The sequence below is a fragment of the Streptomyces sp. NPDC054956 genome, from assembly GCF_053609185.1.
The window spans coordinates 12,152-24,347 of record NZ_JBSGXB010000034.1 but is presented as its reverse complement, the minus strand read 5'-3'; the positions used below and the strand labels follow the sequence as shown (position 1 = coordinate 24,347).

Sequence of the window (12,196 nt, the reverse complement as noted above, 5' to 3'; positions counted from 1 at the left end):
GAACACGATTCCTATGCGCACGAGCACCAAGTTCTCCGTCGCCCTCGCGGCGGGCGCCCTGGCCGTCTTCGGTCTGTCCGGCACCTCCTCGGCCCAGTCCACCCTGGACGCCACGATCGCCGCCCAAGCCGAACAGGCCGGTCTGAGCAGCAGCGAAGTGGCCGGTCTGCAGAAGCAGATCGACGAGCAGCTCGCGCTGACCCCGGGCGGCAAGCAGATCAGCCTCAACCAGGCCTCCTGGCGCGACGGCAAGGCCGTCATGACGTGGCCCCTGCCCGGAGAGACGAAGGCGCGGGGTGTGAACGAGCCCGCCGCCGCCCTCGGATCGCCGAACTGCAGCTACCAGTGGACCTGCCTGTACGAGCACGACCAGTGGAACGGCCGGCGCCTGACCTGGTCGGACTGCAACTTCGAGAACCTCGCCAACTGGGGCTTCAACGACCAGACCTCGTCCTGGCACAACAACCAGACGAACGGCACCAAGACCTACGTCTACAACTGGACCGGCAGCAGCTGGGAACTCCTGTGGACCTCGACCGCCCCGTCGGCGAGCTCCTACGTGGGGAACTGGGCCAACGACAGGGCGGACGGCCTGTGGGTCTGCTGACCCGCTAGCAGGCCTCCCGGGGCCGGACGTCGTACGTACGCTGTCGGCCGGTCCAGGTCCTTCCCGCTTCGCCCCGTCGACCGACCGGTCGGCGGGGCGAGGTGTTGCGCAGCGACCGGTGCGGGCGTCCCGGAGGCGTTGGAGGCGTCCCGGACGGGACAAAAGGCTTTCGCCGCCGCGCTGCGGCGGTCATCCTGGCCCTATGACGTGGCAGCGGCTGGGTTGGCTCTGCGGCACGGTCTGGGTGCTCGCCGCCGCGAGCCTCATCACGTACTTCGCCACGGTCGGGCTCGACCGGGCGGACAAACTGGCGAGCGCCATCGGCCTGCCGGTCGCACTGCTCGGGCTGGCGGGCCAGGTGCTCGCCCTCGTCATGGCGCAGCGCGGCCCCGCGCCAGACCCGCCGGGTCCCGGGTACGTCCGCGGGTCCCGGATCTCGGTCAGCCGGGTGCGCGGCCCGTCTCGGGTGGTCCTGCGGCGGCCCGACCCGGTCCTGCGGCCCGAACCCGCCTCCCCGCAGTCCGGCGGCACGCACATCGAGGGGAACCACGTCCAGGTCCATGACGTGGGTGAGTCGGTCATCGAGGAGCGGTGAGCCGCCGGCGCGGCTGGCTCGCCCGTCCCGGGCAGCAGGTCACGGTGGAGGGCAACTACACCGTCGTCGAACGGGTCGGCAGCTCGGTGGTGCAGAACTTCGCGGTGCCGCCGCTCTACCGCTTGGGACCCGTCGCACTGGCCCCCCTCGACATCGACCGGGAAGTGGCCCGGGAGCAGCCCAGCCAACTGCTCAACACCCGCTACCGGCAGCCGGGATTCGTCGGGCGGGCCGAACTGCTGGCGGATCTGATGGAGTGGCGGGGCGGGCAGACCACATCGTCCGGACTGCTGCTGCACGGGCCGGGCGGTCAGGGGAAGTCGCGGGTGGCCGGCGAGTTCGCGCGGGAGTGCCGGGACGAGGGCTGGACCGTGTACGAGGTGCGGCACGGGAACGACCGCATGGCCCGCGCCCACACCTCTGTACCGACGGTGGACAGCGAGTCCAAGGGGCTCCCGCGGCCATGGGCGTCACGGTCCCGCCCCGCACGCCGCCCGATCTGAGCGGCGACGGGTTCGCCACCGTACTGGCGGTGCACATGGCGGCGCTGACCGAGGTGGACGCGCTGAGCCGGGGCGAGGATCCACCGCGGGGACCGGACGAGATCTCCCGTTACCTGCTCCTGCGCGAGCAGACGTACTGGGAGCGGCTGTTCGCGGTCGGCCGGGTGGCGACACCTCCCGGCACCTTCGCCCGGGCCGTGTACGCGGCCACCCTCACCGGCGCCCTTCCGTGGTCGCGGGCCCGCGAGGTGATCACGCACCTCGACATCAGCCCCGGCGACCCGGGCCAGGCCCTCGACGACCACGCCGTGGCCTACCCGGCACGCCAGCCGGACACGGTGCTGGAGCCGCTCTACCCAGACCGGCTCGCCGAGGACTTCATCGCCCTGATGCTGCCGCACGGCTCGCCGCGCTCGCTCTTGAGCACCGCGTGGACCACCCGGGCCCCCGAGCGACTGTTCTCCCTCTCCAGCAGCTCCCTCGAAAGCCGGCTCCGGCCCAGACGCGCGCTGATCACCCTGATCGAGACGGCGCAGCGTTGGGAGCACGTGGCCGAACGGCAGCTCGTGCCGCTGCTGACCGCCCAGCCCGCCCTGGTGCAGCGGGGCGGGTCCGCCGCGCTCTCGGGCCTGCTGCGGATACCGTTCCTGGAGCCGGGGCTGCTCGATCTCATCGAGTCGCGTCTGCCGTTCCGGGACCCGGAACTCGACGCCGGCGCGGCCGAGATCGCCCGGCACGTCACCCCGTACCGCTTGTCGCGCGCGGGCGGGAACGCGATGGCCCAGGCCGAGATCCACGGCCACCTCGCCCACCGCCTCCGGAACATCGAGGATCACGGTGCCGCCGCGGCGCAGGCCGTGAGAGCCCTCGGACTCATCACATCCCTCGCCCCGCGCACCGAGGAACACCGGGAGCGACTGGCCTTCTACCTGGACTGCGCCGGGGTCTACTACGACCTGCAAGGCAACGACGTCCCGGCCCTGGGATGCAGCCAAAGGGCCGTCTCCCTGTACCAGGGGCTGGTGGAGCGCCACCAGGACCAGCCGGAGGCGCACGGCGCGTTCCAGCGGCGGCTGACCTACGCCCTGGCCAATCTCGCGGGCCGCGACCTCCTCCCCGCCACCGAGCGGCTCGAGGTGGCGCGGGAGGCGGTGACCATCTGCCGGGGCCTGGTCCACGGTTCCACGGTCCCGGACGACGTGGAGCTCGCCGGGGCCCTGCACAACCTCGGCAGATCGCTGTACCAGCTGGGGCGGTACGAGGAGTCCCTGGCACCCGTGCGGGAGGCCGCCGCCATCCGCCGGGCACAGGCCGCAGGGAACTTCGCCCTGTACGCCGAGCACCTGGAACTGCTCCTCGGCGTGCTCACCCACCACCTGGTCATGGTCGACCGGCGCGAGGAGGCCCGCAGCACCGCGTGGGAGCACGTCGCGGTCCTGCGCAGACTGGCCGACGCCGACCCCGGCCGCTTCTCCGGGCCGCTGGCGGAGGCCCAGGACGCGGCGGCGGAGCTCGAGGGACCGGGCTGATCGCGGTGGTGAACGGGTGCGGTGGTTCGCTGGCTGGGCGCGCCTGTTCAGACGCGGGATCAGTGGGCCCAGGGCAGTCGGAGAGCCTCGATCTCCGTGTCGTTCAGGAGGGCCTCGACGAGCGGGGCGGGGCCGGCGACCTTGGTGGCCCAGAGGTCGTAGTCCGTGCAGAGGACCCAGGACCGGTCCTGGGCCCAGAGGTTGGACGGCGTCCAGCCGTCCTCCTCCGGGTGGTCGTACAGCGCCTTGGCATCCGCGAGCGTGCCGGCCCGGACGCGCAGGTTGTCGAAGTCCTCGGCCCTGTGCAACAGCGGGTTGTAGTAGGCCAGGCAGCGGGTCTGCGCACCCTGCGGGCTGTGCTCGGTGAGGATGTCGACCAGGCGGTTCCAGTCGGTCCGGTCCAGGCTGCCCTCGGACGGCCCGTCGATGCCGACAGGCCAGCCGCTCGGCTCCCGGAGCGAGGAGAATGAGCGGTAGCAGGGCAACTGCCCCTCGACCGCCACGGGATCACCGGTCCGCCGCGAGAGCTCCGCCCAGCTCAGCCGGCGCCAACGGGGGCCGCGCGGCTCGCCCGGCGTCCACCCGAACACCTCCGCGGGGTCGAGGCCCGGGACGATCTCGGGCCCGCCGCCATTGAGCACGGCTCGTTGATACGCGACATAGGACATGTCGGTGGGCCCGAGTTCGTGTTCGTACATGGAGTGGAGCACCCAGGCGGCGTCCGGCAGCGCGGGCGGCATGAAGCCGGTGAGCCCGTCGTCGTCGGCGAGCTCCCGCAGCCAGTCAGTCTCCCCGGCCGCGATCAGCGGCCACCGGGCGGTCGCCGGAGCAGCGGATGTCTCGTTCATCCGTTCAGGATCTCAGCTGCCCGCCGCGGCGAGCACGGTGTGGTGGGAGGCCGCCATCTCCGGCCGTCTCGCTGGACCTCTCGCGCGTCAGTCCGGCAGCCAGTGCAGTTCGTGCGCCAGGGCTTTGGCGACGGCGCGGATGCGGCGGTGCAGCGGGGACTGCTCGTGTGGGAGGACGAGGTGGATCGTCATGCTGGGCGCGCCCCGCAGCGGTCGCCAGGTGAGACCGGCCGGTTGTACCGTCGCCGCGGCGTCTCCGGCCGGGGCGAGGGTGGCCCCGTCGCGCAGGTCGCGCTGGGACATGTCGAAAGAGACTGCGGGCGTGTGGAATCGGGGGTGTGGTCGGATGTCTCGGAACACTGCGGACAGCTGATCGTGGATCACGGGGTTGGCCGCGCGGTCCGGGAGTCGCAGCGGATACGCGGCCGCGTCGGCGATCTCGATCTCGGGGTGTTCGGCCAGCGGATGGTGCTGCGCCAGCTGGACCCCGATGCGCGCACGCCGCAGCAGGTACCGGCGCACGCCACGGCCCGGCTGTTCACCGCGGGTGATCCCGGCATCGATGCGGCCGTCGGCGACCGCGGGGGAGATCTCCGGTGTCGCCATCGGGACCGCGCCGACCTCGAGTCCGCTGTTGTCGCGGATCAGCCTGTCCACCAGGGCCGGCGCCGTCTCCGCCCCGGTGCTGAGGCTGTATCCGATGCGCAGCGTGCCCAGTTCACCGGCGGCCGCGCTCCGGGCGGTGTCCCATGCCCGGTCCAGCGCCGCCAGCGCGGGCGGCGCGGACTCCGCCAAAGCCGCACCGGCCGTGGTCAGTACGACGCTGCGCGTGTCCCGGACCAGCAGGGCCGTACCGAGCTCCGCTTCCAATCGGCGCATCCGGGCACTGAGTGCGGGCTGTGCGATACCGATCCGTGCGGCAGCGCGGGTGAAGTTCAACTCCTGTGCCAGCACCAGGAAGTAACGCAGGCTCACCGTGTCCGGCGCCACGTGCCCTCCCCGCCGATTGATAACGATCCGTTCTGAGCCTATCCCGTACCGGTCTTTCCCTCGACCGCAGATCACGTCCTAACCTGCGCATACGACGATGCAACTGACCGCGGTACCCGTCACCGGGACCGGTCGATCCGAGTGTCGACGATTCGAAGTCGGACGTGTCCGGCCGAACACAGGAGGTTCTCCATGCCCAAGGGCTGCTGGGTCAGTGTCTACCCCGCCATTTCCGGCCCCGAGGCGCTGACTGCCTACGACAAGCTGGCCGGTCCGGCTGTCCGGGCTGGGGGCGGGCGGCTCCTGTCCAGTGGCGGTCGAGTCGTCGCCCACGAGGCCGGAATCGCGCAACGCGCCGTTCTGGTCGAGTTCGACAGCTTTGAACTGGCCGTCGCGGCATACGAGAGCGAGGCGTACCAGAAGGCGCTGGTGGCCCTCCCCGACGGCGTCGAGCGCGACTTCCGCATCATCGAAGGCATCGGCTGACCGGCGGCCCCAGCCATCGCTGAGCATCCGTAGCCATGGACGCGGCGCCGGCGTCGCCGCACGGCCGGCGGCGGACGCCGTTCGCGGTCGCCGGTTCGTTGAGCGTCGGAGGTGGGCCGATGTCCTGGCCGAATGTCACGGTGGTCGATGCGTGCGTACGGCGCGACGGCCGGGGCGGCAGCCCCACGGCCGTCATCGACGACGACCCGGCGGCTACGGACGCCAACCGGCGTGCGGTTGCTGCCGCGGCCGGCACCTCGCACGCAGCGTTCCTCGGCCCGGGGCGGACGCCGGACGGCGGCCGGCCGGTCCGGTTCTTCACCGCCACCGCCGAACTGTCCGGCTGCGGCCACGGCACTGTTGCCGCGCAAGCCGTCCGGTTGTCCCGTACCGGGCTGGGCGAGCTGAACGACCGCCAGCACACCGGCGGGCGCACGTTCGACACCGTCGCGATCCGCCGCCCGGCCGGCATCGAGGTGTGGTTCGACCAGGGCTTCGTCGCGCTGCGTCACCCGGCACCGGACGAGCTGGCCGCGATCGTCGCCGCGCTCGGGCTCACCGCGGACGATCCGCATCCGGCCGACGTGCCACGGATCGCCGCGCCCGGTGCACCCCGCATGCTGGTGCCGGTCCACGACCGGTCGGCGCTGCTCCGGGTCCGCCCACACTTCGGCAGCCTGACAGCGGCGTGCCGGCGGTATGGGCTCCTCGGCTGTTTCGTGTACGTACCGCCGGTGGACGACCGACCCGGTGCGGCGCGGATGTTCGCGCCGGCGATCGGTGTCGACGAGGACGTCGCCAACGCCAACAGCACCGGCTGTCTGGCCGCCCACCTGCTCGACAGGACAGGGGCGCAGACGGTCGCGATCGAGGTGGAGCAGGGGGACACCCTCGGCCGACCGGCCGGCGTGCTCGCTTCGGCCCGACGCGGGCCGACGGGCATCACGACCCGGGTCGGCGGGTTGGCGGTGGTCCGTGAATCTCACACATGACCAACTCGGCGAGTTCTGCGAACGACCCTCGGCGATCACTTTCCGCGGGTCACCGTTTGATCTTGACGGACACCCGTTCCTTCCGTGGCATCCCGACTACGCTTTCCATGGTCACGGCCAGGATCGAACAAGGGGGGTACACCCATGCCGTACGAGACCGGCGCGAAGGTGAAGCTGGCCAGGGATGTGCAGCTTACCGCGAACGACACGGCGGCCAGAATCGGCTTCCCCGGTCCGCTGTGCCTGGCCGAGGGCTTGGAGGGCATCGTCACGGGCTCGGCAGAGGAAGCCGGCGGCATGGCCCAGGACGGACTGGCGGAATTCGAACGACGAGTCCGCGGCGTCCAGTTCGATGGCCACACGGCCGGCATCATCGACAATCTCCGACAGCAGATCATCCGGCACGGAGGGCTCGACGCCGGAGTCGGCGATCGGATCAGGTACAGGGTGCGCTTCGAGAACGGGTTTGTTCTGGGGGGACTTGAAGAAGGCTGGCTGACCGAAGCCTGAGTACCTGCCACCGCGCCCCCGCCGGCCGGCGGGGGCGTCGCGGTCCGTGCAGCCCGTTCTCGCCGGCCTCGCCCGAAGTGGCCGACGGAAGCCGGCGAGGGCGGACGGAAGCCGGCGAAGAAGCCGATCCGGCCGCCGGGCCGGTGCGGTACTCCTCAGTCCGGGTACGCGATCGAGCCCAGCGGCGGGCAGGGTATGAGCAGGGTGCCGGCGCCGGGGCGTTCGACGAATGCCCGGGCCTCGGCGGCCCGCAGGCGCTGGGAATCCAACTCGTCGGCATCCCAGGCGTCGCGCCTGGCACGGGCGTAGTCCCACGAGTCGTCGATGAGACTGAGGCTGGTATTCCCGGAGCTGCGCTGGAACTCCGCCTTCAACGCGGCCCGTTGGAGTGCGGTCTGGGTCGCCGCGAGCTCGATGCGGGTGATCAGGACACCGGGCGTGTTCGGTTCCCGGGTCGGCATGGGGGCCTGCGGAAGCGGCGACACCCCGGTGTCGAGACGGCCGATGTTGTCAACGGCCGCCGTCTGGGCGTCCTGCACCATGAGCTCCATTTCCTGGTGCAGCCAGAAGAACTCGGCGAGGTCCGCCTGGGTGATGCGCATCCGCTGGTACAGGGCCCGGAAGCGGGGATCGTCGTGCAGCGGACGCAAGGGTGCGACGTGGAGCGCCACGCAGTCGTTGTAACCGGCTGCCACCGCGGCGTCGAGGTGGAAGATTCCCTGGTTCGCCTCTCCGCGCAGGACGGCCATGACGCCGAGGCTCGCGTGGCCGGCGGCGACGAGCCACGTGCCGTCGGGGCCGAGTGCGGTGGCGCGCGCGAGGACGTCGTGGAAGCCCGTGGTGGCCGCCGTGGCGGGACCATGCGTCATGGCCTCCACCAGCAGTTCGTGAACACGGGCGGCCAGTGAGTTGACGGTGTCGACCATGGATCTCCTCGGAAACTCGGTGGTGAAGAGCGTAAAGGGGGCTGAGTCTCTGGCAACCCCCGTGGACATGACGGGCGGACGGGGCCGCCGAGCCGCCGACCGGGCGAATCGGCAGGTCGCCCGAGACGGTCCGCGCCAGGGAGCTACGACGGCTCCTCGGCGGCCGCCGGCCCGGCCCCCTCCGGAACCGGGTCCTCCCGTGGGAGGTCCCCGGCGTCGCCGGGTTGCACCTGAGGCAGCACCGGATGCGGGCGGTCGGGCCGCGGCAGGGCACCCGGATCCGACCCGGTGAGGTAGCAGCGCAGCCGGAGGCGTGCGGGGGACCGGACCTCGGGCTCGGGCCGGCGCACGTCGATGGCCACGCGGATCCGTGGGAGCGATGCCAGCAGGCGTCCGCCCCACACGAGGGCCAGGACGGTCCGTTCCCACCGCCGCTCCCAGCGGGTCCGGTGCATCTCCCGTTCGTACTCCCTCTCACTGATGCGCCGACGGAGCCTGTCGCGTTCGTCGATGAGGGCCTCGTAGCGGGCGGCGCCGGTTCCGGCCATCAGCCCCAGCACCGCGTTCACGCCCAAGGCCTTCATCAGCGGTGGCTCGTACCTGTCGGGGAGCCGGTCGGCCAGCGCGCGATAGAACAGGACCGCTCGCGCACTGCACAGCAGCGCCTCGGCGTACTTCTCCAGCTCGTCGAGTACGGAGGCCTGCGCCAACAGGGCCCGGGCCAGCTGCGCCAGCTGCACCGAGTGGCGCTCCTCGGCCAGTTCGAGAGAGACGGCGACGCATTCTTCCAGGACCTTGAGCGCGCGAACGTGCTCACCGGCGGCGGTCAGATCGGTCGCGTGGTTGTGCAGAGAGTCGAGCAGGTCGCGCAGATGGGCATCGGGCGCGGCCAGCGCGAGCCGGCGCCTGACCTGGACCGCGAGGCCGCTGGCCCTCGCGGCGTCGTCGACGGCGGTGAACACCGCGGCATAGCGGTTCGCCAGATTGTGGAGTACCCCTCCGAGTACTTCGTCGTAGCCGCTGGGCCGGTTCCGGGCCAGGCCGGTCAGCAGGTCGAGCGCCTGCTCGCAGACCTTGAGCGCCGCCCCCAGCTCACCCTTCGCGGCGAGCGGGACCGACCGGTTGCTCAGTGCGACGGCCAGCCGCAGCTGGTGGTGCCCCACGTCTTCGCCGCCCTCCTCCACCAGCCGTTCGCCCATCGTGACGGCCTCGGTCGCCGCGGCGAGCGCGTCCTGGTCGAGTGCCAGTTCCGAAAGCGCCGTCGACCGGAAGCTCAGTGCGTCCACCAGCTCCTTCCGGAACTCCTCGGCGGAGCCGTGGGCCAGCGCGCGGTAGATTCCCACCGCGCGGCTGCTCGCCGCGAGCGACTCCTCCCAGCGGTGTACCGCGCCCAGCCTCACGGAGAGCTGATGCTCCGCGGCCGCCCAACCCGCTCGCTCGCGGACGGGCCCGATGCGCCCGCCGGCCCGCCACAGCACCCGGTTCCGCCGGATCGCACGCAGCCGCACGGCGAGCCGGACGGCCTCGTCACCCAGCAGCCGACTGCGTGCGGGCACGGCCGAGAGGAGGCGCTCCGCCAGCTCGACCGGCAGGTCCGCCTGTTGCACCAACGTACTGACGGGGCGTACGAGCACTCCGGGATTCTCGGACCGTACGGCGACGGTCACGGCCGGCACGACGAGTCGTTCGGGGAACGTCCGGATCAGGTGGTCGATCTTCCCCGTGAGGTCGGGGTCCAGCCGGACCGGGAGCGCCGCCGCGCGGGCCAGGACGGTGAGCGGATGTTCGGCCTCGGATTCCTCCAGTTGCGGCAGGAGGGCCGTCAGGAGAGCGGAGCCGCCGTGAACCCGCCGCGCCACGTGGTACTCACTCAGGCGGTCAGGTCCCAGCGCGCCCCAGTAGGAGTCGTTGATGTCGGGGTAGAGATCGCGCAGCCAGCGGGTCAGGGCGCCCAGCACCAGCTCGCTGAGCCCTGCGAGTGCGGGGGCCGTGGCGAGCAGCTGCACGGCCCGGTCCGCGTTGCGTACCCGGGTGAGCGTCGCGAGGGCGACTGCCTCGGCGAGCACACCGGCTTCGAGGCCCGCGAGGGCCGGGTACTGTGCGGCCGTCCGCCGCCAGTAGCCCTCCTCGTGGTCGAGCAGCAGGCTCTCGACGTCGATCACCGAGTCGGAGGTCCCGGAGATGCGGGGGCCCTGCCCGGTACCGGCGTTCAGCAGGTCGGTCAGTGCCCGCATCTGAAGGACGAGTGCCGAACCCGCAGCGGGGCCCGCGAAATGCTCCGGCCCGGGAGCGAGCGAGCGCCCGGCCGCCTCCCAGTCGGTCTCCGCCTGACCGGGAAGTCGAGCGAGCCGCACCGCCAATGAGGTCACCGCCGCGCGGTAGAACTGCTGTCGTTCGGTGGCTCCCTCCGCCGCGTCCCGCAGCCGGACCACGCGGGCTCCGCCCAGGATCCCGGCGCTGCGGGGGCCGTTTCCGGGCAGGTGCTGCCACCACTCCCCACTGCTGCGGGCAATCAGCAGGAGGCGGACCGGAGCGTCCACCGGGCGCTCCTCCAGAACCCGGAGCACTTCCGTGATCAGCGAGGGCCGGGTGTCGGCGTAGTCCATGACGATGAGCAGCGGCCGGTCGACCGCGGCGAGGGCTGTCAGCCCGCGCCCGCCTCCGGCATTCACCAGGTCGCTTTCCCGGAACTGGCAGGCTGCCCAGCCCTCGGCCGCGAGCCGTCGGGCGAACTCGCGTGCGAGCCGCGTCTTGCCCTGGCCGCCGGGTCCCACGACGAGCCGTACCGAGACTCCGTCGCCCCCGCACCACTCCCGGAGCTCGTCGAGCAGTGCGGTCCGGCCGATGAAGGGCACCGCCTCCACCTGCGGCCGCAGGAGTTCGGCAGGGGAGCGCGGCAGCCGGTGTGGAGCCGGGGACTCGCTGAGGTGCAGCAGCTCCACCGGCTCCACGACCGCGGTCTGTCCGGTCCGTTCCCGGAGTACCTCCTGGAACTCCGGGTCCTGAAGCAGCCGGTGTGCCGGGACCGCATCGAGTTTGCCGTGGGCCCAGTTCGCGGCGTCCTCCGTGATGACGCCGCAGAGCACCCCGTCGGTCCACAGGGCGGCCCCCGACATTCCCTGCCACCCCGAGGCCCCCGGCCCGTCGGGGACCGCTCCGTGCGCACTGAGTCGCCACCGGTCGCCGAGCATCCCGTCCCCGGGATGGACGACGCCGCTCACCTGGGTCGTCTCGATCGCGCCCGCGGTCCGCCCGGCCGCCGCGAAGCCGATCGCGGTGGCCTCGGTTCCCGGCAGGGAGGTGACCAGGCGTCCGTAGCGCACGGGGGAGGTGCTCAGCCGGCTGGGCCAGTGCTGGGCAGGCACCTCCAGGAGCGCCGCGTCCAACCCTCGCTCCCGTCCGTCCCAGACGCTCGTGCACGGGAGCAGTCCGGGAGCCTGGAGGGGCTGGACCTCAGCCAGGGCACCGGGCGGCACGGCATGGGCCGCGGTGAGGATCAGACGGGGCGCGATCACATAGCCGGAGCTGATCCGGGTGGGCCGGCCGTCGCACGTGGCCCGGACGGCCACCACCCGTCGTTTGTCCATCGGGCAGAGCCCGGGTCAGCCGGACGCGGGCGGCCGGAACAGGCTGCCGCCCTCGACGCCGCCCGTCCCGCCGGGCACCTCCTGCGAAACCTGGACCGGCTGCCCGTCGCCGTACACGGGCGTGAGCGTCAGGTTGATGCGGTGAGTGGTTGCTCGCGAGAGCCCGGCGTTGACGTCCGCGGACACCACCCAGGCCCGGAAGCCGCCCTTGGCCGCCACGTCCTTGCGCAGTTCGACCGCGAACTCCATGCCGATGGGTCCGACCTCGAAGCGGAGCTGCTCTCCCGCGCCCTCGGCCGCTGCCCGGACCAGCTCGTCCCGGATCAGGCCCACCGCCCGGTGGAGTTCCAACTCGTCCACTCCCGCACCACCTTTCACAGCCGTTTCGGCGAAAGCCTGCCGGACATCTTTCACCGCATGAGCCACGGTCCGTGCCAGATGTCCGGAATCCATTGGTGCCGAGGCTGGTTCCGTACGGATTCCGCTACCACGTGACGCGGGTCAGTACCTTTCCTCCAGCAAGGCCAACGCCCGCCGCGGCCGGGCGCGGTGCCCTCATCGCGGCTGGCCAACGACGGGCAGAGCCTTCAATTTCTGTGGGTCTTCTGTGAGCCGTTCCTGGC

General features: G+C 71.9%; 12 protein-coding genes. 7 read left to right on the top strand and 5 right to left on the bottom strand.

The features are described 5' to 3' along the window. Positions 1-13: 13 nt before the first annotated feature. The 4 genes from ACWGDE_RS09340 (at position 14) to ACWGDE_RS09325 (ending at position 3,234) form a co-directional block, all read left to right on the top strand. Entirely contained in the window at positions 14-607 is a 594-nt protein-coding gene (locus ACWGDE_RS09340) for a peptidase inhibitor family I36 protein (RefSeq protein WP_453388386.1), read from the top strand. Between the two features lie 202 nt (positions 608-809). Beyond that, positions 810-1,202 (top strand): hypothetical protein, encoded by a 393-nt coding sequence (locus ACWGDE_RS09335; protein ID WP_453388385.1) that lies wholly within the window; start codon positions 810-812, stop codon positions 1,200-1,202. Further along, on the top strand, positions 1,199-1,705 hold the full coding sequence (locus tag ACWGDE_RS09330) for a hypothetical protein (RefSeq protein WP_453388384.1): 507 nt from the start codon (positions 1,199-1,201) through the stop codon (positions 1,703-1,705). Before ACWGDE_RS09335 ends, ACWGDE_RS09330 begins: the two co-directional genes overlap by 4 nt. Beyond that, positions 1,666-3,234, top strand: coding sequence for a tetratricopeptide repeat protein (locus tag ACWGDE_RS09325; protein ID WP_453388383.1), 1,569 nt, complete (start codon positions 1,666-1,668; stop codon positions 3,232-3,234). The genes ACWGDE_RS09330 and ACWGDE_RS09325 overlap by 40 nt, the downstream gene beginning before the upstream one ends. A 59-nt stretch (positions 3,235-3,293) precedes the next feature. Here ACWGDE_RS09325 and ACWGDE_RS09320 read toward each other — a convergent pair whose 3' ends face one another. Then, positions 3,294-4,082 (bottom strand): hypothetical protein, encoded by a 789-nt coding sequence (locus ACWGDE_RS09320; RefSeq protein WP_453388382.1) that lies wholly within the window; start codon positions 4,080-4,082, stop codon positions 3,294-3,296. A gap of 87 nt (positions 4,083-4,169) precedes the next feature. Next, the gene (locus ACWGDE_RS09315) at positions 4,170-5,072 is read right to left on the bottom strand and encodes a LysR substrate-binding domain-containing protein (protein ID WP_453388381.1); all 903 of its coding nucleotides are present in this window, start codon (positions 5,070-5,072) and stop codon (positions 4,170-4,172) included. Positions 5,073-5,264: 192 nt separating this feature from the next. On the opposite strand from ACWGDE_RS09315, the gene ACWGDE_RS09310 reads away from it, so the two are divergent. From ACWGDE_RS09310 to ACWGDE_RS09300, 3 genes are all read left to right on the top strand, one after another. After that, a complete protein-coding gene (locus tag ACWGDE_RS09310) occupies positions 5,265-5,558 on the top strand; it encodes a DUF1330 domain-containing protein (protein WP_453388380.1) in 294 nt (97 codons plus the stop codon). 119 nt (positions 5,559-5,677) lie between these two features. Continuing rightward, on the top strand, positions 5,678-6,550 hold the full coding sequence (locus ACWGDE_RS09305; protein ID WP_453388379.1) for a PhzF family phenazine biosynthesis protein: 873 nt from the start codon (positions 5,678-5,680) through the stop codon (positions 6,548-6,550). Between the two features lie 144 nt (positions 6,551-6,694). Continuing rightward, on the top strand, positions 6,695-7,060 hold the full coding sequence (locus ACWGDE_RS09300; RefSeq protein WP_453388378.1) for a hypothetical protein: 366 nt from the start codon (positions 6,695-6,697) through the stop codon (positions 7,058-7,060). A 155-nt stretch (positions 7,061-7,215) separates the two neighbouring features. Here the strand turns inward: ACWGDE_RS09300 and ACWGDE_RS09295 are convergent, their stop codons facing one another. The 3 genes from ACWGDE_RS09295 to ACWGDE_RS09285 form a co-directional block, all read right to left on the bottom strand. Continuing rightward, the gene (locus ACWGDE_RS09295) at positions 7,216-7,986 is read right to left on the bottom strand and encodes a hypothetical protein (protein WP_453388377.1); all 771 of its coding nucleotides are present in this window, start codon (positions 7,984-7,986) and stop codon (positions 7,216-7,218) included. Between the two features lie 143 nt (positions 7,987-8,129). Beyond that, positions 8,130-11,573 (bottom strand): trypsin-like peptidase domain-containing protein, encoded by a 3,444-nt coding sequence (locus ACWGDE_RS09290; protein ID WP_453388376.1) that lies wholly within the window; start codon positions 11,571-11,573, stop codon positions 8,130-8,132. A gap of 15 nt (positions 11,574-11,588) precedes the next feature. Further along, positions 11,589-11,933: a trypco2 family protein gene (locus ACWGDE_RS09285; RefSeq protein WP_453388375.1), complete on the bottom strand. Its 345-nt coding sequence runs from the start codon at positions 11,931-11,933 to the stop codon at positions 11,589-11,591. Between the last annotated feature and the right edge of the window lie 263 nt (positions 11,934-12,196).

What these genes read in the sequence shown, in the direction of transcription:
- ACWGDE_RS09290 (WP_453388376.1), bottom strand. Translation starts at nt 11,573, where the DNA reads ATGGACAAACGACGGGTGGTGGCCGTCCGGGCCACGTGCGACGGCCGG.
- ACWGDE_RS09325 (WP_453388383.1), top strand. Translation starts at nt 1,666, where the DNA reads ATGGGCGTCACGGTCCCGCCCCGCACGCCGCCCGATCTGAGCGGCGAC.
- ACWGDE_RS09320 (WP_453388382.1), bottom strand. Translation starts at nt 4,082, where the DNA reads ATGAACGAGACATCCGCTGCTCCGGCGACCGCCCGGTGGCCGCTGATC.
- ACWGDE_RS09305 (WP_453388379.1), top strand. Translation starts at nt 5,678, where the DNA reads ATGTCCTGGCCGAATGTCACGGTGGTCGATGCGTGCGTACGGCGCGAC.
- ACWGDE_RS09300 (WP_453388378.1), top strand. Translation starts at nt 6,695, where the DNA reads ATGCCGTACGAGACCGGCGCGAAGGTGAAGCTGGCCAGGGATGTGCAG.
- ACWGDE_RS09310 (WP_453388380.1), top strand. Translation starts at nt 5,265, where the DNA reads ATGCCCAAGGGCTGCTGGGTCAGTGTCTACCCCGCCATTTCCGGCCCC.
- ACWGDE_RS09340 (WP_453388386.1), top strand. Translation starts at nt 14, where the DNA reads ATGCGCACGAGCACCAAGTTCTCCGTCGCCCTCGCGGCGGGCGCCCTG.
- ACWGDE_RS09335 (WP_453388385.1), top strand. Translation starts at nt 810, where the DNA reads ATGACGTGGCAGCGGCTGGGTTGGCTCTGCGGCACGGTCTGGGTGCTC.
- ACWGDE_RS09295 (WP_453388377.1), bottom strand. Translation starts at nt 7,986, where the DNA reads ATGGTCGACACCGTCAACTCACTGGCCGCCCGTGTTCACGAACTGCTG.